Annotated in this window: 21 protein-coding genes; 12 read left to right on the top strand and 9 right to left on the bottom strand. The window is 70.1% G+C overall.

Features of this window, described 5'->3' with window-relative positions; translation table 11 throughout:
* Positions 1 to 62: 62 nt before the first annotated feature.
* Positions 63 to 245: a DUF3073 domain-containing protein gene (locus tag AB0M46_RS33505; RefSeq protein ID WP_363342675.1), complete on the bottom strand. Its 183-nt coding sequence runs from the start codon at positions 243 to 245 to the stop codon at positions 63 to 65.
* A 148-nt stretch (positions 246 to 393) separates the two neighbouring features.
* On the bottom strand, positions 394 to 780 hold the full coding sequence (locus AB0M46_RS33500) for a helix-turn-helix domain-containing protein (protein WP_363342673.1): 387 nt from the start codon (positions 778 to 780) through the stop codon (positions 394 to 396).
* Between the two features lie 110 nt (positions 781 to 890).
* Between AB0M46_RS33500 and AB0M46_RS33495 the strand changes: the two genes are divergently transcribed.
* On the top strand, positions 891 to 1,790 hold the full coding sequence (locus AB0M46_RS33495; RefSeq protein WP_363342671.1) for a zinc-binding dehydrogenase: 900 nt from the start codon (positions 891 to 893) through the stop codon (positions 1,788 to 1,790).
* Between the two features lie 256 nt (positions 1,791 to 2,046).
* Here the strand turns inward: AB0M46_RS33495 and AB0M46_RS33490 are convergent, their stop codons facing one another.
* Positions 2,047 to 5,784, bottom strand: a complete 3,738-nt coding sequence (locus tag AB0M46_RS33490; protein WP_363342669.1) for a GH92 family glycosyl hydrolase — start codon at positions 5,782 to 5,784, stop codon at positions 2,047 to 2,049.
* A gap of 813 nt (positions 5,785 to 6,597) precedes the next feature.
* Here AB0M46_RS33490 and AB0M46_RS33485 point away from each other — a divergent pair.
* The 3 genes from AB0M46_RS33485 (at position 6,598) to AB0M46_RS33475 (ending at position 8,882) form a co-directional block, all read left to right on the top strand.
* Complete coding sequence (locus AB0M46_RS33485) at positions 6,598 to 7,641, top strand: LacI family DNA-binding transcriptional regulator (RefSeq protein ID WP_363342667.1); 1,044 nt, start codon at positions 6,598 to 6,600, stop codon at positions 7,639 to 7,641.
* 187 nt (positions 7,642 to 7,828) lie between these two features.
* The gene (locus AB0M46_RS33480) at positions 7,829 to 8,392 is read left to right on the top strand and encodes a hypothetical protein (RefSeq protein ID WP_363342665.1); all 564 of its coding nucleotides are present in this window, start codon (positions 7,829 to 7,831) and stop codon (positions 8,390 to 8,392) included.
* Between the two features lie 199 nt (positions 8,393 to 8,591).
* Complete coding sequence (locus AB0M46_RS33475; protein WP_363342663.1) at positions 8,592 to 8,882, top strand: hypothetical protein; 291 nt, start codon at positions 8,592 to 8,594, stop codon at positions 8,880 to 8,882.
* A gap of 63 nt (positions 8,883 to 8,945) precedes the next feature.
* On the opposite strand, the gene AB0M46_RS33470 is transcribed toward AB0M46_RS33475, so the two are convergent.
* Both AB0M46_RS33470 and AB0M46_RS33465 read right to left on the bottom strand, forming a co-directional pair.
* Positions 8,946 to 9,149 (bottom strand): hypothetical protein, encoded by a 204-nt coding sequence (locus AB0M46_RS33470; RefSeq protein WP_363342661.1) that lies wholly within the window; start codon positions 9,147 to 9,149, stop codon positions 8,946 to 8,948.
* A gap of 189 nt (positions 9,150 to 9,338) precedes the next feature.
* The gene (locus AB0M46_RS33465) at positions 9,339 to 12,365 is read right to left on the bottom strand and encodes an ExeM/NucH family extracellular endonuclease (RefSeq protein ID WP_363342659.1); all 3,027 of its coding nucleotides are present in this window, start codon (positions 12,363 to 12,365) and stop codon (positions 9,339 to 9,341) included.
* 405 nt (positions 12,366 to 12,770) lie between these two features.
* Here AB0M46_RS33465 and AB0M46_RS33460 point away from each other — a divergent pair, with 405 nt between their 5' ends.
* Positions 12,771 to 13,391: a hypothetical protein gene (locus AB0M46_RS33460; protein WP_363342657.1), complete on the top strand. Its 621-nt coding sequence runs from the start codon at positions 12,771 to 12,773 to the stop codon at positions 13,389 to 13,391.
* A 43-nt stretch (positions 13,392 to 13,434) separates the two neighbouring features.
* Here the strand turns inward: AB0M46_RS33460 and AB0M46_RS33455 are convergent, their stop codons facing one another.
* Positions 13,435 to 14,850, bottom strand: a complete 1,416-nt coding sequence (locus tag AB0M46_RS33455; protein WP_363342655.1) for a carbohydrate-binding protein — start codon at positions 14,848 to 14,850, stop codon at positions 13,435 to 13,437.
* Positions 14,851 to 15,311: 461 nt separating this feature from the next.
* On the opposite strand from AB0M46_RS33455, the gene AB0M46_RS33450 reads away from it, so the two are divergent.
* The 7 genes from AB0M46_RS33450 (at position 15,312) to AB0M46_RS33420 (ending at position 19,987) form a co-directional block, all read left to right on the top strand.
* Positions 15,312 to 16,841, top strand: coding sequence for a S8 family serine peptidase (locus tag AB0M46_RS33450; RefSeq protein WP_363342653.1), 1,530 nt, complete (start codon positions 15,312 to 15,314; stop codon positions 16,839 to 16,841).
* Positions 16,842 to 17,069: 228 nt separating this feature from the next.
* Positions 17,070 to 17,627, top strand: coding sequence for a MauE/DoxX family redox-associated membrane protein (locus AB0M46_RS33445; protein WP_363342651.1), 558 nt, complete (start codon positions 17,070 to 17,072; stop codon positions 17,625 to 17,627).
* Positions 17,624 to 18,214, top strand: coding sequence for a hypothetical protein (locus AB0M46_RS33440; protein WP_363342649.1), 591 nt, complete (start codon positions 17,624 to 17,626; stop codon positions 18,212 to 18,214). Before AB0M46_RS33445 ends, AB0M46_RS33440 begins: the two co-directional genes overlap by 4 nt.
* A 74-nt stretch (positions 18,215 to 18,288) precedes the next feature.
* Positions 18,289 to 18,867, top strand: a complete 579-nt coding sequence (locus AB0M46_RS33435; protein ID WP_363342647.1) for a hypothetical protein — start codon at positions 18,289 to 18,291, stop codon at positions 18,865 to 18,867.
* Positions 18,786 to 19,388: a hypothetical protein gene (locus AB0M46_RS33430; protein ID WP_363342645.1), complete on the top strand. Its 603-nt coding sequence runs from the start codon at positions 18,786 to 18,788 to the stop codon at positions 19,386 to 19,388. Before AB0M46_RS33435 ends, AB0M46_RS33430 begins: the two co-directional genes overlap by 82 nt.
* Positions 19,385 to 19,720, top strand: coding sequence for a hypothetical protein (locus AB0M46_RS33425; protein ID WP_363342643.1), 336 nt, complete (start codon positions 19,385 to 19,387; stop codon positions 19,718 to 19,720). Before AB0M46_RS33430 ends, AB0M46_RS33425 begins: the two co-directional genes overlap by 4 nt.
* Positions 19,721 to 19,729: 9 nt before the next feature.
* Positions 19,730 to 19,987: a hypothetical protein gene (locus tag AB0M46_RS33420; RefSeq protein ID WP_363342641.1), complete on the top strand. Its 258-nt coding sequence runs from the start codon at positions 19,730 to 19,732 to the stop codon at positions 19,985 to 19,987.
* 140 nt (positions 19,988 to 20,127) lie between these two features.
* On the opposite strand, the gene AB0M46_RS33415 is transcribed toward AB0M46_RS33420, so the two are convergent.
* The 3 genes from AB0M46_RS33415 to AB0M46_RS33405 form a co-directional block, all read right to left on the bottom strand.
* A complete protein-coding gene (locus tag AB0M46_RS33415; RefSeq protein WP_363342639.1) occupies positions 20,128 to 21,492 on the bottom strand; it encodes a S53 family peptidase in 1,365 nt (454 codons plus the stop codon).
* A gap of 208 nt (positions 21,493 to 21,700) precedes the next feature.
* Entirely contained in the window at positions 21,701 to 21,982 is a 282-nt protein-coding gene (locus AB0M46_RS33410) for an antibiotic biosynthesis monooxygenase (protein ID WP_363342637.1), read from the bottom strand.
* Between the two features lie 31 nt (positions 21,983 to 22,013).
* Positions 22,014 to 22,466, bottom strand: a 453-nt coding sequence (locus AB0M46_RS33405; protein WP_363342635.1) for a hypothetical protein, incomplete at its 5' end; no start/stop codon positions are given.

Raw genomic sequence — 22,466 nt, 5'->3', positions numbered from 1 at the left:
GGGGGCTCGGCGCCGACTCGCTGCCCATACTGAGCGCGAGGGACGATGGACCCGGGCGGGGCTCAGGCTGCCGTGCTGCCGGGGCGTTCGCCCGTGTCTTCGGCGGCTGTGCCCGGTTCCTGGTCGACCGGGCCGGGCACGCGGGACAGTTCGTCCTGCAGCGCGGTGAGGTCGGTGGGCGGGCTGAAGTACTTCAGCTCCCGGGCGATTCTCGCCTGCTTGGCCTTGGCTCGTCCGCGTCCCATATTCGCCCCTGTGCATGCCGGGTCGCCACCGCGACCACCGAGAGTCTGTTCGTGGTGCAAACGGTACCTCGGGTGCCGGCCCGGCGGCGACACACCGAGGGCGGGTGTCGCGAGTTGCATGAGTTGGGGGAGCCGGGGTGAGGTCGGGTCAGTCGCCGGGCCGGTCGTACTCCTCACGCGCCCGGTCCACCTCGGACATATGTTCCTCGGCCCACTCCTTGAGGTGGCGAATCGGCTCCAGCAGGGACAGGCCCAGCGGCGTCAGCTCGTAGTCGACGCGAACCGGCACGGACGCAGTCACCGTGCGGGTCAGCAGCCCGTCGCGCTCCAGACCCCGCAAGGTCTGGGTCAGCATCTTCTGGCTCACCCCGTCGATCCGCGCGGAGAGCTCCGAAAAGCGCATCCGGCCCCCCAGGCCCAGCGCCACGACCACCAGGCTCACCCACTTGTCGCCGATCGTGTCGAGCAGCCGCCGGCTGGGGCAGGAGACGGCGAACGCATTGAACCGCGTGGGCGGTCCGTCAACAGCGGTCACATCCATGGATTACCTCTGGGTACCTACACCACTCATGAGTGCCTACTATCCAAAAGAGAGTAAGTCGCCGATGGTTGTGCTGTCCACTCATCAGAAGGAGAGCCAGCATCATGACGCTCGCAGCCGTGTCCGAGCCCGACACGTCCGCACCAACCATCCAGGAGGTGACGCTGCCCCCGCTGGGCCCCGGCGACCTGCAGGTCCGCGTCACGGCAGCCTCGGTCGACCCCATCGACGTCTTCTTCGCGACCGCGCCACAGGCACGCGAGATTTTCGGGCTGACCGGCACGGTCGGCCTCGGAATGTCCCTCACCGGCGTCGTGACCGGGACCGGTGCGGAGGTCACCGGCTTCTCGGTCGGCGATTCGATCGCCGCGCTCCACGGCGACTTCCGGGCCCAGGCCCGCGCGCACGCCGAGGAGATGGTCGTGCCGTCGGCGACCGCCGCGCTGCTGCCGGCCGGCCTCGATCCGGTCGACACGGCCTCCCTGCCCCTCAACGCCTCGACCGCCGCGCGGCTGGTGCACCGGCTCGGTCCCGCAGCCGGGCGCACCCTACTGGTCACGGGCGCCGCCGGGGGCGTGGGCGGGTACGCCGTCGCGCTGGCCGCCCACGCCGGCTGGACCGTGACCGGACTGGCCCGCGAGTCCGATCGCGACTTCGTGCTGCGCGCCGGGGCTCGTGAGCTTGTCACGCAGTTGCCCGGACCGTCGTTCGATGCCGTCGTCGACGGCGCAGTCCTGCACGCCGGGGCCCTCGGCGCGATCCGTGACGGCGGCACGTTCGTCGGCGTGGCCTCGGCGTCGCCCGCGACGGCCGAGCGGGGGATCGAGACCCACATCCTGAGCGTCGAACCCGACGGTGCTCAACTCGCCGGGTTGCTCGCGCTGGCTGCTTCCGGGGTCCTGGAACTTCGGGTGGCCGGCCGGGTCCCGCTGGTTCAGGCCGCGACCGCGTACGACAAGGTCGCCGACGGCGGACAACGGGGACGGTGGCTGCTGCTGCCGTAAGGGCCCTGCGGTACCGGCGGATCATGAGCGGCGGCACGGCGAGGGCCCGGTGGATGCATACTCCACCGGGCCCTGCATGTCTTCTTCGGCCGCGTTCGGCTTTGGCCTCGGCATGCCCTTGCTTGGTTTCGGGGTGGCCCGTCCCGTAGGACGAACCACCCCGCCGGGGCGGCTATCCGATCAGTTTCCGGAGACCCTTCGGATCACCAGGCACCTGACCACACGTCCGTCCCTTCTGGTTGTCGTACGCCTTTGCCTACTTGCGCACGATGAGAGCCGGGGCCTGAACAGACCCGTCCGGCAGCGAAGGCACCGAAGCCGACACCTGGTAGGTCCCCGACTTCAGCGACCGGTGCACCGAGATGTTGCCGGAGATGGCGCCGGACGCGTTCGCCACGAGCACGACGCTGACCTTGTCGAGCGAGACGGTCACCGGCTCGCCGGCGACGAAGCCGGACCCGGTCACCGCGACCACGTCACCGGAGTTGGCCTCGCTGGCCGCCAGCTGCACGGCCGGGGCGTCGCCGGCGACCGCGAAGATCCGCTGGCCGGTGGCGGCCGTCGGGAACGTGATCGAGGTGACCTTCCAGCCCGCGGGAGCGACGTACGGCTTGGTTGCGAAGACGTACGCGCCCGCGTCGTTGGCCGTCTCGACGGCGAGGCGGTGCGGCATCCACGCGACGACGCTGTTGTCGTACTGCGGCTGCAGCGTCCCGTTGCGAACGTCGCCGGTCGTCGACGGCAGGACCCAGTTCGAGAAGGCCACGGGGTAGGTGGCCTCGGCGACATTGGTGCCGTCCGTGATCTGCAGCGTCGCCTGGACGCTCGTGTTGCCGGTGTAGGCCGCGCCAACGAGCGAGAACGTCGAGGTGGGACGCTCGAGCTGGATGGTCTGGTTCGCGGCCGGCTGGTAGGCCTCGGCGTACCCGACGGGCGCGTTGGGCCACACGACGGACAGAGGCACGCCACTGGCGGTGAAGTGCTTGACCGCGCCGGGGGCGAGACCCACGGCGGCGAGCTCCTTGCGGTCGTACGTGTTGGTGGTGGTGTTGTTGCCCATGCTGGTGCCGTTGCTACCGGACCACGTGATGCCGCTCTGGCCGTCGAACGAGCCCTTGAGGGCGTCGTAGAGGGCGGTGCCCGTGACGGTCTTGCTGGCCTCGAGCGTCCCCGGCTTGACGACCCGGAGAATGGCCTTCTCAGAGGCCGACGATCCGTTCGAGGTGACGGTCACGGTCGCCTGGTAGTAGCCCGAGGGCACGTGGGGAGCGACCGTGAACGACAGCGGCACACTGACTCGGCCGTTGGCGTCGAAGTGCTGGGTAGGAACCGAGGCGGCGACGATGCCCGGGTTCGAGGTGGTGACGGCGACGTGAAGCGCCTGGGCGTTCGAGCCGATGCGCTGGATATCGACCTTGGCGTTGCCTGTCGCGCCGGGCTGGAGCTCGACGGCACCGAACGTCGGCGAGCCGACGGTGCTGACGTTGAGCGAGACGGGCTTCGATCCGGCCTGCCACGACGGCGGAAGGTCGGAGTTACCGGTGCCCCACGCGTTGGGCGTGGAACCGACGGTGAAGTCGATCGTGGTGTCCTTGGCCACGGTCTTCCAGTCGAACCAGGACTTGGTCGACGACGCACCGTTGATCTTGACGTTGTTGATGTACCGGTTGCCCGACTGGGCGCCGGGGGCGTTGATCGTCAGCGTCCGGCCGTTGCCGAGCTTGATGATCGACTTGTCGAAAATCGGCGTGTTGAAGTTCACGGCCGACGAACCAGAGGTCTCGGGGTACATACCCAGCGCCGCCCAGACGTACAGGTTGGCGAGGGCACCGAGGTCGTCGTTGCCGGGCTCGGAGCCCGCCGGCTTGTAGCCGAACAGGGTCCCGGTGATCTTGTCGACCGTCTCGGCCGTCTTGTCCGGGCGGCCCAGGTAGTTGTAGACCCACGGCACGCCGAAGTTCGGCTCGTTGTCGAGGTTCATGTAGGGCACGTTGGCGCTGGCGCCGCGCACCAGGCCGGTCGACAGGAACTTGTCGAGCCGCTCGGTCGCGGCCTCCTTACCGCCCATGGCGGTGATCAGGCCGGCGAGGTTGTGGGGCACCATCCACAGGTACTGCTCGGCGTTGCCCTCCTCGAAGCCCTGCTGGCCGAGGTCGTAGGCGTTACCGCGGTAACCGAACGAGGCCGGGTACTGCAGGCGCGGGTCGGACTCGGGGTAACGGCCGTTGACGTCGCGCGGCTGGATGCCGTCCGCCGTCGGGTTCCACAGGTTCTGCCACCACTGGGCCCGCTCGTAGAACTGCTTGGCGGTGGCGCTGCGGCCCCGGGCCTGGGCGAGCTCGGCGACGGAGAAGTCGGCGATCGCGTACTCCAGCGTGTAGGACGCGCCCGTGACCATGTGGTCCGCCTGGAAGGGCCGCAGCTGCGGGGCGTAGCCGTACTCGTTGTAGTAGTCGGCGCCGGGCCGCTCGATGATGGGCCAGCGGGTGTTCGTCATGCCGTTGGTGCCACCGGCGCCGGTGTTGGTGCCGCCGGTGAACTTGCCGGCCTTACTGCCGATCGTGTTCTCGAGCATGATGTCGATCGCACGGTCGACATTCCAGTCGCGCGCACCGTAGTGCCACGTGAACGCCAGCAGGGGTGCGACGCTGTCCCCGTTCATCTGGTTGGTCGAGGCGTTGGCCACCATCCACCTGGGGAAGGAACCCATCTGCTCGGCCGCGTTGACCAGGGACTGGGCCTGGTCGGAGGCGACCTCCGGCCAGAGGGCCGCCTGGAAGGGGGTCAGCGCACGATAGGTGTCCCAGTCCGAGATCATCGTGTACTGGCGCCGGGTCCGCCCGTTCGCCCCGGGGCTCTCCGAGACGTTGTGGATCTTCGGCGTCGACTCGAACCCGAGGTACTCGCCGTTGACGTCACTGTGGGTCGCCGGGTGGGTGATCGAGTGGTAGAGCTGGGTGTAGAAGGTACGCAGGGTGTCGTCCGACTGGCCCTCAAGCGGCGCGGAGACCTGGACCTTGCTCAGCTCGGTGTTCCACGCCGAACGGTTGGCCGTCCGGACATCGTCGAACGTCCGCGTCTGCGGCATCTCGGTGTTCAGGTTGAGCACGGCGTTCTGCGCCGAGGTGTACGAGATCGCCATGCGGGCGCGGATGACCTGCGTCCCGTCCGGGAAGGTGAAGTAGCCACCGGTCTGGGTGTTCGCGCTGGTGGAGACGTACGTACGCCCGGCCTGAGCGGCCTGCCCGTTGACCCAGGTGCCGAAGCCGGCCCAGGGCTGCTCGAAACGCAGCGCGTAGTAGATGTTGTGCTGCTCGCCCTTGCGGCAGAAGTTACCGACCAGGGCCCGAGCCGTGACCAGCCCGGTCGCCGGGTCGATCGTCATCTCCGAGTTGTACGAGGACGTCGACCAGGCGGTCTGGTTGGTCCGGAGGAACACCTTCGGTGCCGGGGTGTCGGCCGGGAAGGTGAACTGAGCGATACCGGCGCGGGTGGAGGCGCTCAGCTCGGTGGTGATCAACCGGCCGGCGGCAGCCGTCCCGTTCATCGTCGAGGTGTCGCGGGCAGTCGCCTTGTAGTAGCCCGGCTCCCCGGTCTCGGGGAACTCGGTGCGGTTCAGCGAGATCTTCTGGGCCCACGGCGCCGCGGTGTTGCTAGTGGCCGTGAGGTCGTTGTAGCTGGTGGGAAGGATCGGGAAGTCGCCGCCCATGCCGCAGCCCTGCGAGGCGTGCGTCATGCCGAACCCGATGATGTGGTTCTGGTTGTACTTGTAGCCGGCGCCGGTGGGCCCGGTGGTGCTCTGAACGTTGCCGGAGCTGGCCGTGTCCGGCGAGAACTGCACCATGCCGAAGGGCATGGCCGGTCCCGGGAACGAGTTGGTGGCACCCTGCGTGCCGGCGAGCGTGTGGACGTACTGCGCGGGGTTGGCGACGAGGGGTTCGGCCGCCATCGCCGACGGCACCGCCACGAGTCCCGAGGTGGCGACGAGCGCCACGATGCTCGGGATGGCAACACGCGGAATGCGTTTGCCTATCCCTGGACTGACTAACTTCATTGTTGCCGGTCTCCTGATCTGTGAAGCCGAGCCGGGGTATGAGCTCGGTTCGTTTGCGTCGCCCCGGCCGAGGTGCGGGGCATCCCTGGACGAGGGCGACGCCTTGGCCCGGTGTCGTTGTTTCCTGGCTGCGGCACCAGGCTGACGAGGCCTGCGAGCGCTGCCGCCCAGGTCGTTCACTCAGCCACGGTCGAGCACGAGCTGCTCGTCGACCGCCCCGGACAAGTCCGTTGTGGGCATCGCGAAGTGGCACGGACTGCAGAGGTGGACCCAGACCACCTCTGCATGATGCTCCTTACTTTGACAGCGCTGTCATAACGCTTGACTGGGAGCTTGGCAGGCCGTTCCTATGTCGTCAAGGGGGCGAACGTCCCGGTAGCGGCGACGAAAGTTCGCCTCGGCGCGGTGCAAAGGACCCGGTGTGGCCGTCCGCAGGACGTCGGAGCCCAGTACATGCGCCTCGGAGTCGGCTCGGACAGGGGCCACAACAGCGGGTCACGGAAAAGACCTCATCGACCGCCCCCAACGGGACGAGTCGACGCGAATCCGACGCGTGGCTTTCGGTCCCGTGCGGGCTGTGGCAATCTGATCGACCGAGCGGAGTTCATGGCATGGGTTGCCTTCGAGTGACAAACCCCTATGCCCCTCCCTTCTGAACAACACGCACCCTTGCCAGCTCGCTGCCCAGAGCGCCTGGTTGAGCGGCGATGGCACTCGCCCATGCATGGGCCCGGTCTGAGGACAATGAGTGGTGTGACAAACGAACCTGCTGAACAGGCGGACGCGACCCGGCGCCCGACGCTCGCGCACGTCGCTGAGCTCGCGGAGGTCAGTCTGAAGACCGCCTCGCGGGCGCTAGGAGGTGAGCCCCACGTCAGCGCTGCCAAGCGCGAGCGGGTGTTCGCCGCGGCCCAACTGCTCGGCTACCGGCGCAACGCCGCGGCGAGCCTGCTCGCCCGCGGGCAGTTGTTCGACGCCGTCGGTCTGATCACCAGCGACCTGGCCAACCCGTTCTACCCCGCCCTGGCGAAGGGGCTCGAAGACCAGCTACGCACGGGCGATCTGCTGCTGACGGTGTCCAACTCCGACGAGTCGCCCGAGGTCGAGTGGTCGCTGGCGCGCAATCTCGCCGACCGCCAGTCGAAGGCGCTGATCGTCGCGTCGGCGATGGCTGACCACACGGTGTACGAGGAGCTCCAGGATCGCGGCATGCCGGTGATCTTCGTCGACCGCCCGGCGCAGCATCTCGATGCCGACGCCGTGGTGTTCGACAACGTCGGTGGCGGACGTGCCGCCGCTCTGCATCTGCTCTCCGCGGGGCACCGGCGCATCGCCTTCATCGGTGACTACGACTGGCTGCCGACCCACCGCGACCGCCTCGCCGGAATGTCCGGCGCGCTCGAGGCGGCCGGAGTGATGGACTGGCGCCGATGGCTGCGCACCGGCGCACACGACGTGGCCGCCGCCCGGACGCGCGTGGCCGAGCTCCTCGACGCCCCGGACCCGCCGACGGCCTTCTTCGCGGGCAACAACAGGACGCTGCTCGGCGTCGTCGAGGAGCTCGGCTACCGCGCCCCGGACCCGCTACCCGCCGTCGTCGGCTTCGACAACGTCGAATGGGCCAAGGTGCTCGGCGTGACGGTCGTGGCCGACGATCCCGAGGAGATGGGGCGGCAGGCGGGCCGGCTGGCCCTGGCCCGGCTCGCGGACCGGGACCGGCCTATCGAGACCGTCGTGCTGCCCACGACTCTCATCTCGCACGGGTCGGGCGAGCGGCGCGCGCCGGTCCCGGCCTGACGAGGGCCTGCACTTCATCCGTAGGTAGCGCCTGGTCCGATGTGGACGGTCGCCGGGTCCGGCCGGCCTGAGGTCCCGGTGATGAGGGGACGTCAGGCCCGGACGGTTGGGGAGGTTCGGCACGAGCGCCCGGTACGGGCTCGGGATGACGATGGATGTGTCAAAGGGAGACGGCAGGAGGCCGGAAATGCGTACCGCACACATCCACCAGGTCAACCACCTCGAGCACGTCGAGGCCCCGGGCAGCATGCTCACCAAGACCGCCGCCAAGGCACTGGCGGTGCTGCGGTACGCCACCGGGTTCGTCTTCCTCTGGGCGTTCGCCGACAAGACCTTCGGCCTGGGCTACGCCACCCCGTCGGCGAAGGCCTGGATCAACGGCGGCAACCCCACCAAGGGCTTCCTCGCCAACGTCCACGCCGGCCCGCTGCAGGACTTCTTCCACACCATCGCCGGCACCTGGTACGCCAACTGGCTGTTCATGGCCGGCCTCCTCGGCATCGGCCTGGCCCTCACCGCCGGCATCGCCCTGCGCATCACCGCCGCCGCCGGCACCCTCATGATGGCCATGATGTGGCTCGCCGAATTCCCGCCCACCGCCACCGGCTCGACCAACCCCTTCACCGACTACCACGTCATCTACGCCGCCGTCCTCATCGCCCTCGCCGCCGCCTACGCCGGCCACACCTGGGGCCTCGGCCGCCGCTGGGCCAAGCTCCCCATCGTCCAGCGCAACCGCTGGCTCATCTGATCCGACACGCACCACCGCCGAAGCCCGGCCGAGGCAGCCAACAGCCGCCTCGACCGGGCTTCGGCGTACAACCGCGGTGGGCGGGTCCACATCGCAACCGGGGACCCGCTCGACCCGCGGCGATCCTGCGTCATCGCATGTCGGACATCCGGCTGTGCGGGCGGTCCCGCGCATGGGCAAGATTCGTTATCCTGCGCACGTGATCGTTGTTGGCGGGCAGTCGAACGAGCGGCTCGTGCTCGACGGTGGCTGGCTGGAGAAGCTACGCGGCGCCCAGTCCGTCGCCCGGGCACCAGCGTCGTCGTTCCGAGGTGCACAGTGGAACGAGCTGGAGCGGCGCGTCAGGTTGTTCGGGCGCGAGAAGGAGCGGCTGGTCCAGGTCACCCTCACCTTCGAGGGTGGGGTGTTCGTCGGGCTCATCACCGACGCCGCCAAGCGGCCTGAACTCGAGGCCATCGTCGACGGGCTCGAGGCGGCGCGGTCCGCCTGAGCGGCCCGCACGGTGCGGGCGTCGCGGAGGGTGTCTCGCCGCTGCGCCAGTGGTCCCGCGCGGTCAGTCCTGCTGGAGTGACACCCTCCGCGGCGCGGCGGGAGGATGGTCGGGCCACGGCACGGCGTACGCCGAATGGCGCTGAGCCTCCAGCAACGCGAGCACGACGCCCGCCCCGCCGCCGTACAACGTGTGGTCAGCCTCGTCGTCAATCGGGGTGCTCGCCCAGGTCAGTCCGGCCTCGGTGCCGCGCGCTGACTCGAGCATCCAGTCCAGAGCGCCCGCGGCCAGAGTCTCCGCGGCTTCCGTACGTGACCCGCTCGACCGGCCGTAGCTGTCGGCTCTCATACGTCCATCAGACCAGATCGATCGCCCTGGAATGCGGGACCGTTGTTCCGCAATAGGGCCGGGGCCGCCTTCGTGTGGAAGGCGGCCCCGGTTTGCATTGCCGTCGGATCAGCCGACGCTCTTCCACGGGCCGTTCGGCTTGCCGGGGGCCTCGTTGCGGGTCCACCACTGGGCGACGTACTTCTTGCCCTGGTAGACGACGGTGTCACCGGTGTTGAAGATGCGCGTCGCGGTCCAGATGGCGGTGCCGTCGGCGGCGCTCGCCATTTCCTGCCACGGGCCGTAGGGGTCGCCCGGGGTCTGGTTCTGGGTCCACCAGAGTGCCTGCCACGTGGCGCCCTTGTAGGAGACCTTGTCGCCGGTGTTGTACACCTTCGAGGCGATCCAGGCGGGCACGGGCGGCGTCACCGGCGCGTTGAGCCCCACGACGACCGGGTTGTGGTCCGACGCCGAGAACGGCTCGCTGCCGTTGAACAGCATTGTGGCGTTGTAGTTGTAGCGGCTGTAGCCGTAGGCCACCGCCTCCTGGGCGTTGATCTGCCACACGTCCGCCCCGGTGACCAGCGCGCGTGCGGCCGGGTTGGCCAGCACGTGGTCGAGCGAGCCCTGCAGGCCGTTGTAGCCGTACGTGTACTCCGACGGGGAGAGGGTGGAGCCCAGGTCGGTGTAGCCCTTGTCGTACAGCACCCGCATCGGGTCCTCGTGCGTGTAGGCGTTGAAGTCGCCGACCAGGAAGATGCGGTCCGTGCCCACGCCCGCCGCCACCTGCGCGGCGAAGGCGGTCGTGTCCTGCGCCTGACGCACCCGGGTCGCGTTGTACGAGCCCTGGTTCACCGCCGGCGAGGACGTGTCCTCGGTGTCGCCGTCGTACAGCGGGGTCCCGCTGCCCTTCGACTTCCAGTGGTTGGCGACGACCAGGAACGCGTCGGCGTCGATCGCGCCGGCCTTCTTGAAGGCCTGCGCCAGCGGCTGGCGAGCGATCGAGAACGGCTGGCCGGGGCCCGAGTCGCCGGTGAGCACCGCCGACGACCCGACGAGCGCGACATCCGCTGGCTTGTAGATGAACGCCGTACGGATCACGTCCTGCTGGGAGAGCGGCGGCAGCTTGTCGTCGGCCGGGGAGGGCACGTACGCCCACACGTTCGAGCCGGCGGCGGCGTTGAGCGCGTCGACGAGGCCGGCGAGCGCGGTGTCCCGCGGCTGACCGAACTTCGCGGAGTTCTCGACCTCTTCCAGCGATACGACGCTGGCGCCGAGCCGGTTGATGCCGGTGACGATCTTCGCCTGCTGGCGCTGGAAGCTGGCGTCGTTGGCGGCGCCGCGCGGGCCGGCTTCCTTGTTCGGGCCGGTGCAGGTCTTCACGGTGATGCGGGTGCCGGCCCGGTCGGTGTAGTAGGTGCAGGTGCCCAGACCCTTGGCGACGTACGCCTCCCCGGTCAGCGGGAAGTAGTTCTGGACGTTGAACGTCGCCAGGTGGACGTTGCCACCGACGGTGGCCGGCTGCTGGTTCACGGCCCGGGTGTCGCTGAAGGTCGCGACCGCGTGGCCGTCGTCGGTCACCTGCTGGGTCGGCTGGAGGTTCCACAGCGAGAACCGGTAGTCGAGGATCAGCGGCTGCTGGAAGGTGACCTTCGAGCCGACGCGGACGGGGTTGCTCTGGGTGAGCCACGGCAGCGGCACGCCGGTGTACGTGCTGGTGCTGTAGTTCCAGCTCGCGCCGTCGTCCAGGGTCACCGTCCGGGCGGCGTTGTCGGCGACCGCGGCCTGCGCCTCGGCGCTTCCGGGGGCGCCGGCGTCGGTGGGCTGGCGCAGCGGGCCGTCACCGGCGGCGAGGGTGAAGGAGCCGTAGTAGTTCGCGTTGTAGTTGTCCGCCACGGTGAAGTCGCCCTGGGGCGCGATCAGCTCGCCCTCGTGCGCCTCCTTCTGAGCATCCGTCGCGAGGTGGGACCACGGGATCACGAGCGGCTTGACGGGGGGCAGCGCGTTGGCGAGCTTCGTGACCGTCGGGAAGGTGATCTCGGTCAGGCCCTGGTACTCCGCAACGGTTCCGGTGACCTGGACGCTCTCGCCGATGCTGACCTGACCGGCCGAGACCGCGCCGAACACGAAGATCGCGTCGGAGGCGCCCGGCGTGGCGTCTTCGGCCTCGGTGCCGCCGGCGCCGCCGGTCTGCACGAAGAAGCCGTTGAACCCGCCGGTGGCGTAGACAGCGGTCACGACGCCTTCGGTCGTCACGGTCTTGTCGGCGTACGGCGATGTGTCGGTGTTCGTGCCCTGGATCTCGGCGATCGGCAGGACCTTCGACTCGGACGCGACGTTGAAGTCGAAGGACGCCGAGCCGCTCGCGCCGGTCGAGTCGGTCGCGGTGACCATGACCGAGGCAATGGCGGCCGAGGTCGGGGTGCCCGAGACGACGCCGGCCGAGGAGATCGCCAGGCCCGTGGGCAGCCCGGTCGCCGTCCACGTGTACGGCGCGGCGCCGCCCGAGGCGCTGAGGGTCAGTGGCGCGATCGCGGCGCCGACTGCCGCATTCTGGGTGCCGGGGTTCGTCACCGTGACGGCCGCGGTGCCGCCGTCGGACGCCGCGTTCTGCGGCGTCGGGGTGGCGACCTGGAAGTCGGCGGCGTTGTTGTCCGTGTCCCGACCGGCCGCGTCACGCTGATAGCTCAGGACGACCGAGTTGCCGGTCGCAGCGGTTCCCTCCGGGGAGTTGCTGTTCCCCCAGCCGATCTTGTCGATGACGGTGACGTCGGTGGGGAGCACGCCCGAGGTGCTGGCCGCGATGAAGAGCGTGCCACCGCCCGCGCCCGGGTTGATGCTGCCGCCGGTGCTCAGGTCGGGCGCGGGCAGCGATTCGCCGCCGGCGCCGTTGCTCGGCAGCTGGATGAGGAAGTGGCCGTGCGCGGCCACCGTCCCCGACAGGGCGAACACCTGCGAGCCGCTCGGCACGACGGTGCTCGTGGGGGCGCGGTACTGCAGGGTGTCGCCGGCGAGCGAGATCGCGCTCGATGTCGGGTTGTAGAGTTCGATGAACTTGTTGGTGAAGCTCGCACCGGACGAGCCACCGTTGACGTACGCCTCACTGATGACCAGACCCGTCCCGGCCGGATTGGCGGACGCCGCAGTGGCGAACAACGGGCTGGCCAAACCAGCGGCTGACAACGACAAGGCGAAGGTGACTCGCCCTATGAGCGCACGGGACATGTGCCCAGACCTCCAGGTGGGGTGGGGGATTCGGCACCGATGTTCTGCGGGCCGACCTACGGAAGCTAGGCGTCCCAGATTGACCCATGGCCAAATGTAAGTTGAGCACCGGGTTACGGACCCGGGCAGCTTCGCGGAATTGACCTCAGCCGCAATGGCCCCGCGCGCCGATTTGCCCCGTTCGCCCCCGACAATCCGCTGTCGACCGCGGCACCTGGCAGGAGCCCCGGCGTGCCACGATGAGCGGACGGGCACGTGGTTGCCGGCCATCGACATCCGTACGAACCGACCGATAAGCGACAGCCCCGGCGGCGGTGCCGGGACCACAATGCGATCATGACGAGGCTCATCCCACGGGGCAGCCGGCCGCACGCCGCGCTGCTGGTCGCCGCTACCGCGCTGGTCTGGCTGATCGCCGGCGTGGCGGGCGCGCTGGGCGGTTGGATGTGGTGGGCGGTGGCGGCGGTGCCGACCGTGGCCCTCCTCGTCGTGCCGATCCTGCTGTTCTGGCTCAGCGGCGAGCGGATCTGGCCGACCTGGGTGGCGTTCGCCTTCGTGTTCGTGCTGCTGCTGACCGCGTATGCCGGCCCGGGCGACTGGTACCTGCGCGCCGCGGGCACCCGCACCACCGCGACGGTCCGCGAGGTGTCCTGCCTGGAGACCCGCAATGGCCGGTGCCTGTACCGCTACCGGCTGCACGATGCGTCCGGGGCCCCGCTGCCGGGCGAGTTCCGCGACACGGCCGAGTACGAGTACGGCAGTCCGGTCGACGTGTTTGTCGATCCGCGCGGCCTGCTCGGGCCCCGCCTCGCCGCCGATCTCGACAGCCGGGCGTTCGACGTCATGGCGCTGGTCGGTTTCGCCGGCTTCGCCGCGACGGTCGCCGCCGCAACCGCCGTCGGCCGCCGCGACCCGGACCGGCGTGGTTCGGGCGCCACCCGAAACAAGAGGGGCTGACGCCGTAGCGCCAGCCCCCTGCTTACTGCGTTGCGTCGCGATCTCAGCCGGTGAAGGTGGCCGTGATCTGGGTGAACTGCCAGTTGTTCTGCGCGATGCCGCTGCAGTTGGACACCACGCCGCCGCCGGCGCACGGCCGGTCACGGTTGACCGACCAGAAGGCCAGGCGGGCCAGGTGGTTGTTCTGGGCGTAGTCGCGGATCTGCTGCCACTGCGCGGGCGTGGTGTTCTCCTGCTGGTCGGACAGGCCGTTCATGCCGGAGATGCCCATGTGCCGGTAGGCGGTGGCGTCGTCCCACCCGAAGGAGGACTTCAGCATCGACTTGAGGCCCTCGGAGGCGCTCACCGTGCTGTTGTACATGTTGGCGCCGCCGCCGAAGTCGAACGGCATGATGGTGAAGACGTCGATGTTCGCGCCGGTCGAGGCGGCGCGGCTGATGAGCTGCTGCGCGTAGTAGCCGGGGCCGGTGGTGGCGGTGCCGAAGGTGACGATGACCTTCAGGTTCGGGTTGTTCTGCTTGACGATCTTCAGAGCGTCGACGATCCGGTTGCGCACCGTGTCGTTCTCGAACTCGTCGGTGTTCTCGATGTCGATGTCGATCGCCTTCAGGCCGTACGTGTTGATCACGGACTGGTAGGCGCCGGCCAGGGCGGCCGGGGTCGAGCAGTTCGGGCCGAGCTTGTTGCCGCTCCAGCCGCCGAACGACGGAACCACGTCGCCGCCGCCCGCGCGGACCTGGTTGATGACGGTCTGGTCGACGCCACCGGTGAGCGGCCGGTTGCCGTCCCACGCCGGCGTGCAGCCGCCGCTGGAGAGGACGAACGCGAGCGTGAACCACTTGATGCCGGTCGCCGACTGGACGGTCTGCGGGTTCGGCGCGTCGCCCCACTGGTAGAGGTACGGCGCGGCGCCGAAGCCGGCCGGCGGGTTGGTGGTGCCGCCGGTCGTCGTGGCGGTGATGCTGTTCGACGCCGCCGACTCACCCTGGCCGTTGTACGCCTTGACGGTGTACGTGTGCGTGGAGCCCGCGGCCAGGCCGGAGATCGTCGTGCTGGTCCCGGTGACCGTGGCCTTCACCGTGGTGCCCTCGTAGACGCGGTACCCGGTCAGGGTGCCGGTCGAGGCGTTCCACGCCAGCGCGAGGCTGGTGTTGGTGGTGGCGGTGACCCGCAGGTTGCCCGGCGCGGACGGAACGCCCGACGGCGTGGTGGGCGGGGGCGTGGTCGGGCCGCCGCCTCCGGTGCACGCGCCGAGATCCGTCCACAGCGACGGGGTGGTGGACGGGGTCCAGCCGGCGCCCACGTAGGCGGTGTGCGTCTGCAGGGCCTGGTACGTGTGACCCTGGTACGTGACCTGGGTGCCGGCGGTGTAGGTGTTGCCCTCGGCCCAGGTCGGGGCGGTGCAGGCGGCCTGGGCGGCGCTGGTGGCGGCCTGCGCCTGGAGCGTGGGCACGACCATGCTCGTCACGATGGCCAGTGCCGCGCCCGCTGCTAGGGCGAATGTACGACGTCGAGATCTCATTGAACTCCCCACCATCGATGGATCGATGGTGAGGAAGGCTATCAGTTAACATTATTAAATGTAAGAGTCAGCAACCTTAGGTCTGCTGTAACGAAATTTGGGCAGGTGGCGCGGTGCCCCGAGCCGTGCAGGATGCCGCGCCCGGTGGCCGCCAGGCTGAGTTTTGACGCTGCGGCAGCGACAGCCCCCGAGGCGCGCGGCAGGTAGCGGGGCTGGTATCGCGTCGGGTGCGAGCCGGGTGCGAAGGAACGCGCACCACCTGACATCGCGTCGGGTGGTTGGACGCATCCGGTGACCGGGCGGCCGGATCCGGCTCACGCCCCGTGATTTCCCGGCCGCGACGGGTCATCGTTGATCACGCGCCGCCCCGGAGTTCAGCGGCGGGAATGGAGAATCCCATGCCTAGATCTGCTTTGCGGCGGCGGGCGGCGGCAGGACGCCGGATCATGGCGGCCCTCGCGGCCGTGGCCGTCGCGGCCGCCGGACTCGGTGCGGCCGCGGCGCCGTCGCACCACCTCGCCGGCAACGGCGGTTGGGCGTCGAGCGCCTGGCTCGGCGGCGGCACCGGCACCGGCGGCACGACGCTCGCCGCGGTGCGCGCGGCCATCAATGCCTCCACGGGCGCGGCGGCCGGGCTGACCGGCGCCGGCGTCGGGGTCGCGCTGATCGACACCGGCGTCGCGCCCGTCGCCGGGCTGCCGGCCAGCCAGATCGTCAACGGGCCCGACCTGTCGTTCGAGTCGCAGGACCCCAACCTGCGCTACCTCGACACGTACGGGCACGGCACGCACATGGCCGGCATCATCGTCGGCAACGACCCGAGCACCGGCACGGTCGGCCTGGCGCCGAAGGCCAAGCTGACGTCGATCAAGGTCGGCACGTCCAACGGCGCGGTCGACGTCACCCAGATGATCGCCGCGATCGACTGGGTCGTGGCGCACCGCAACGACGACCCGGCCAACCCGATCCGGGTCATCAACCTGTCGTACGGCACCGGCGGCACCCCGAACTCGTGGACCGACCCGGTGCAGTACGCGGTCGAGCAGGCCTGGATGAAGGGCATCGTGGTCGTGGCCGCGGCCGGCAACAAGGGCAACAACGAGTTCGTCGTCAGCGACCCGGCCAGCGACCCGGCCATCATCGCGGTCGCCGCCGCGACGACGAAGGGCACGGCCACCCCCGCCGACGACGACTTCGCCTCGTTCACCACGATCGGTGGCAACAACCGCAGCGTCGACCTCATCGCCCCCGGCGAGTCGATCGTCTCGCTGGCCGACCCCGGCTCCAACGTCGACCTGTCGTACCCGTCGGCGAAGGTCGGCACGACGCTGCTGCGCGGCAGCGGCAGCTCCCAGGCGGCGGCGGTCACCTCGGCGGCGATCGCGCTGCTGCTGCAGGCCCGCCCGACGCTGACCCCGGACCAGGTCAAGACGGTGCTGACCCAGTCGGCCAGCTTCGTCTCCGGCCTGGCCATGACCCGCAACATCCGCGCGCTCAACCTCAACGCGGCGCTCGCCTCGCAGAGCCTGTGGGCGGCGGGCTGGAACAAGTCCACGGGCACCGGCAAGCTCGACGACGCCCGCGGCGCCAGCCGGGTGGTGCGCGACAACGTGGCCCTCAGCGGCGACAACACCGTCTGGGGTCCGATCAGCACGGCCGCGTGGGCCCCGCGCAGCGCCGCGGCGACGGCCTGGTCCGGCGGCACCTGGATGGGTTACAAGATCGCCGGCGACGGCTGGAACGGCTCGTCCTGGGCGTCGAAGACGTGGGCCGCCGCGACCTGGTCCGGCTCTCCGTGGAACGGCGCCGCGACGTGGATCGACCCCGACTGGTCGGGCCACTACTGGTCGGGTCACTACTGGTCCGGGCACTACTGGTCGGGCCACTACTGGTCGAGTGATGACTGGTCGACCGCGTCCTGGGAGTAGATGTCGCAAGAACCTGTGCCGGGCCGGCGACGGCCCGGCACAGGGCTTACCGGCTCCGTCACGCTACGGCCCGGGGATCCTAGGATCCCCGGGCCGTGCTCGTGACCGAGCCGTCAAGACGGCTAGGGGTCCCTACAGGCATCGATCTATTGACATGTATCTGTAAGTAGCGACAGACTGCCTCTTTGTAGAGACCTGCTAGCTGGCCGTCACCACGGGGGTAGACCGATGCTGCCATCGTCAGCCGTCTGCGCTGCGCTCGTTCTGGGCGCCGTCCTGCTCAGCTCCGGGATCGCCAAGCTGACCGTCGCGCGGGCCGCCGTGAGCGCCGTCGCCGAGGTGCTGCCCGGGATCGGGGCGGGCGCCGCCGCGATCGTCCGGGTCGTCGCCGTCGTCGAGGTGCTCGCCGCCGTGGCGCTGGCCGTGCCGCCCGCGCGGGTTGCCGGGCTAGCCACCGCCGTAATCCTAGGATTCGCCTTCGCCGGAGCCGGCGGGCTCGGGCTGCTGCGCAAGGCGAGCAAGGACTGCGGCTGCTTCGGCCGGGCCGGCGGCAAGCCGCTCGGCGCGCGCGCCGTCGGCGTCGGGCTGCTGATCGCCGCGGCCGCGGCGCTGGCGCTCACCCAGGGCGGCAACGGGCCCGACTGGATCGGCGACGTGCCGCTCAACCTCTCGCTCACCGCGGCGCTCACCGTCCTGTTCACCGGATGGCTGTACCGCGACCTGATCCGTGACCTGGTCCGACCGCCCCGGGCGCAGAGCGCGTCCGCGAAGGGAGCTTCGGCATGATGTACATCTTCGGGCTCGTCGCCCTCGTTCTTGCGGCCGGCATGGTGGTGCTCTTCGCGATGCTGGGCGAGCTCAGCGCGCGGGTCGGGCCGGCCTCGGCGCCGCAGGTGGAGAGCTCGGTGTGGGTGCTCACCGACGTGGCCCTCGGCGAGGTGCCCTCCCCCCTGCCCGCCGGCCTCAGCGGCCTCAACGGGCTCGACCGGCTGGACGGCAGGGGGCCGTCGATGCTGCTGGTCCTCAGCACGCAGTGCCGCTCCTGCACGTCGGTCGGCGAGCAGCTGCGCGACAACCCCGAGCTGGCCGACCCGGCCACCATCGGCGTGGTGGTGACGACGGGCGAGGCCTCGCAGGGGGCGGCGTTCATCCAGCGGTACAACCTGGGCTCCATCCCCAACCACGTCGACCTCGACGGCGCGTGGATGCGCACCCAGTTCGGCGTCAACTTCAGCCCCACGGCGCTGGTGTTCCGCGACGGCGTGCTCGTGTCGGCGCTGGGCTTCACCTCCGTGCCCGCGCTGCGCGCCGCCGTGCTCGACGCGGCCGAGCGGGTCATCACCGGCGACGAGCCGGTCGTGGCGCGGGGCTGATCACGTTGGCCGTCTGGGTGATCCTCGGCGTGGCCGGGGCGGTGCTGCAGATTCTCAGCCCTTGAGGCGTGTCCATGGCCGGGGTCGCCGGTCCGATGCTGCGGGAGCGTGATCAGCGCTTCGCCGCGGTGCGTTTCCTCATCGCGCTCGCCATCGGCGGGGTCGCGGCCGCGCTCGTCCTCGCCCTGCTGGTGTACCCGGCCGGCCGGTTGCTGGCCTCCGTGCTGCCCCGCGACGCGCGACTCCTCGTGCTGGCCGCCCTCACGGCGGTGCTCGGCGTGGCCGACCTGCGCGACCGCACGCCGCACATGTGGCGGCAGGTGCCGCAGTCGCTGGTGCGCCAGCTCTCGCCCGGGCCGCTGGGGCTGGTCTGGGGTTTCGACCTGGGCCTGCTGTTCAGCACGCAGAAGGTGGTGTCCCTGCTGTGGGCGGCCATCGGTGCCGTACTGCTGCTGGATCCTGCCCTGGCGCCGTGGGCCCTCGGCGCCTTCGCCATCACCGCCAGCGCGGTGGTCGCCCTGTGGAGCTTCACGCCCCTGTCCATCACGGTCCAAGCGAAGTGGAGTCCGGCATGGCTGCGCCGCATCCGGTGGGTGTCTGGATCGATCCTGCTGACAGCGGCAGTGGGCGCGAGCCTGACAGCGCTGACCTGACCCCGTCGCTGCGGGTCGAGCCGGCCCGCGGACAGGCGATGATCACCCGCTTCGACTGCGGCTCGCTGGGCAAGATGCTGCTGGTCCAGCTCCTGCACTGGCGGGTCAAGCGGGACGTGCGGCGCAACGCGCGGGGGTACCTCGGGATCGTGCTCCTGCGCGACTGGCGCCACCGCACCGTGCTGAGCATCTCGCTGTGGAAGGACCTGCGCAGCGTGTACTCGATGGGCGAGGTGCCGGCGCACATCTCCGTCACCCGGGTGCCCGCCAAGCTGGGCATCGCCACCAGCTGCGGCGTCTTCTGCTACTCCGGCGACTGGCGGGAGGTCATGTTCGGCGGAGGGCCCCAGCGCTCGCCGCTCGAGCCGTGGCGCGCCGTCAACCCACCGGCCGGCGACCTGCCCGTCGGCGAGCCGTCGGTTACCCACGTCCGCGCCGCGGGTCCCGCCGCGGACAACCCGACCGGGGCCACATCCGGGCGCCACACCGAGGTGCCCGGCGACCTTCAGGAGGCACCATGAGTGAAGTGCACGACCACGCACCGCCCGAGGAGTCGGCGGTGACGTCGCCGCGCAGCCGCCGGCGCATCCTCGGGATGCTCGGCGCGGGCGGCCTGGCCACGGCGGCGGCGGTCTTCGGCCGCTCGACCCCCGCCCTGGCCGGCAACTACAACTGCTGCAACCTGGCGTTCCCGCCGCCGAGCTCGAAGTACGTCAGCTACAGCACGTGCAAGACGTACACGAACTACGACTGGCTCTGCACCAACAACGCGGGCCTGTACTGCCAGTGCTGCGAGGGTAAGAACAGCTCTGGCGTCACCGTCGTCTCCGGCGCCAGCTGCAAGTACAACTAAGGAGGACCGATGCCCAACCAGCACGATTACGGCCTTGTGGTCCTGCAGACCGCGGCCGACGGCACCCAGACCCTCTCCGTGTGCGCGAAGGTCGTCGACGGCCAGCCGGTCGCCACGACCGCCTCGTACACCGGCAAGCTCCACATCAACCTGCACGCCAACGCGCGATTCACCTCCCTGGGCCGCGCGCGGGTGAGCAGCGACATCCTCGAGGTCTTCGCGGACTCCGCCGGCGTCGTGCACGTGCGCCAGCCCGCGACCGCCTGACCCCTGCCGCACCAAAGCCACCGGCGGGCAGCCGCCAGCTGCCCGCCGGTGGCCCGTCTGTGCGACTCAACAAGAACCCGTCTGTGCGGCTCAACAAGAAACGGCGCGGCCACCAGGGCCGCGCCGTTTCGCAGAGCTTGTTACAGCAGTGCCAGAGCCGGCACGAACTTGTTCGCGTCGATCGTGCCCCAGCCGGAGCCGAGGTCGTAGCCCGGGCCGGCCGGGAAGCCGGTGACGCCCTCGAAGCTGTTGTCGCCCGAGGTCACGTCGACCAGGCCGGTCGGCAGGTGGGTGTTGGTGCTGCCGGCGCCCAGGATGTACAGCGCGGCGTTGATGTTGCCCAGGCGGCGGCCCGCCTGCTGGTCGGCCAGCGCGACGATGCCCGCGAAGATCGGGGTCGCCTCGCTGGTCCCGCCGAAGATGTGCCACGGCGAGGCGGCGCCGACGAACGTGTAGTACACCCAGGCGCCGCCGTCGACGGCGGAGCTCATCGAGATGTCGGGCGTGCCGCGGTGGTTGCCCACCACGTTGCGGACCCCGGTCTGGAAGAGCGGGCGCGGGAAGACGTTCGACAGGCCACCGCCGCCGGCGCCGTAGCCGTCGTTCCACACCACGTCGGGCGAGACGCGCTTGCCCGAGTCGTCGAGGTTGAGCTGGGTGCCGCCGATCGAGGTGACCAGCGGGTCGGACGAGGGCCAGGAGTTGACCGGGTACGGGTAGAGGTCCTCGCCGTTGGCCTGGTAGTCGGTGGCCCCGGCGTCGCCCGAGGCGGCCAGCACCGTGACGCCGTGCAGCGCCGCGTCGGCGTAGGCGTAGCGCAGCTTCAGGAGGCTGGAGAAGTTGCCGGTGTCGAAGCCGGGGAACGTGTTCTCGGTGGCCCCGAAGCTCTGCGAGATGACGTCGCCGACGCCCTGGTCGATGAGCGCCTTCTCGGCGTCCATCATCTCGGGCAGGCCGGTGACGCCCTCGGTCTCGGCGACCGGGGTCTCCACGAGCACGATCTTGGCGTCGGGCGCGACCGCGTGGGCGTACTCGACGTCGAGCGTCGTCTCCTGGGCCCATCCGACGTGGTCGGGGTTGGCCGGGTCGAACGGCGGCACGTTGCCGGCCTTGACGACCTGGACGGTCGTGTTCGGCAGGCCGAACTGGGCGTCGAACGCCTCGAGGTCGTGCTGGATCGTCGGGGAGCCGAACGAGTCGACGATGACGATCGTGCGCCCCTTGCCCGTGATGCCGCGGGCGTACAGCGGGTTGAGGTTGTACGCCGTGCGGTACTGCAGCGGCGAGTAGCAGTGGATGCCGATCTGCGTGAGGCAGTCGGACGTGGACAGCGGCGCGGTCCGGGAAACCTTCTGGACGTGCCCGGCCACCGCCGGGCGGACCTTGAACGCCGGCTGAGACGCGGCCGAGACCGCCGCCGGGCTGGCCACCGCTGCGATGCCGGCCACGGTAGTGGTCACGACGGTCGCGACGGCGGCCCGGGACACGAGCGAACTGAGCTTCATCGGCACCTCTCGTGCAGGCCAACAGAGACCAGCTCATCGCATCGCCCGCGGGCCCGTCGGGGTACTGGGTGAAACCCTCGTCGATACCCTTCGATGGTTTTTCGCGGCTTCCAAAGCGGGCATCTTCCCGGAATAATCCCGCCACCATCACGTGACGATGTCTACTCGACTGCCTCGCGTCAGCGCCCGAGTTTCGGGCGGGCCGCGCTCAGAACGCCTCGCCGTCCTCCGCCGACACGACCTCGTCGATGGTCTCGAAGAACGCCCGGATGCCCGGCCGGTTGGCCCCCTTCTCCCGCGACGCCGCCCGATCCTCCGCCGAGCGCCAGTCCACGATGTCCAGCCACTCGCCGCCGCCCAGCCGCACGAGCCGGGCCCCCACGAACCCGACCCGATCGGTCCGGAAGTCCGCGAGCATGCCCGGCCGTGCGGCGAGGAATGCCTCCGTGTGCTCGGGCGCGACCCGCACCCGCGTCAGCTCCACGATCATGTCTCGAGCATATAGTCACTAAATCTGACTATCAAGCTCCCTTACTAAATCGCCCCGGCACCTGCGTGCAGGGCGCGACGGGACCGTTGGCCACGCGGATCCTGAACCGCTGGTCGTGGTGGTCGCGGTCGACCTGGACGGTGTACACGAAGGTCTGTTCCGGGCCGAGGTACTCCGGGTGCACGCGGAAGTAGGTGTGATTGGCGTCCAGCGGCGAGAAGTCGACCAGCGCCAGCGGTACCCGGTCCGGCGGCATGTAGTCGGCCCGCGGCTCCTGGCACAGCTTGCCCGCCGGCAGGAAGTCCACGGCCGCCCGCACCCCGAAGGCCGCCAGCCGCTGCCGCAGCCCGTCCGGGTCCCGGTAGTCGAAGACCGACACCCGGACGGCGCCGTCGGGGTCGCGCTCCACCGCGAAGGCCGGCCCGTCGTCGTGCAGCACGGCGGCCCCCGTCGCCGCGACCGCGGCCAGCCCGGCGACCGCCAC

The sequence above is a fragment of the Dactylosporangium sp. NPDC051485 genome, assembly GCF_040682015.1.
In the GTDB taxonomy this organism is placed as follows: domain Bacteria; phylum Actinomycetota; class Actinomycetes; order Mycobacteriales; family Micromonosporaceae; genus Dactylosporangium.
Note: the sequence above shows the minus strand (reverse complement) of the source record. Positions and strands in the feature narration are given on the sequence as shown.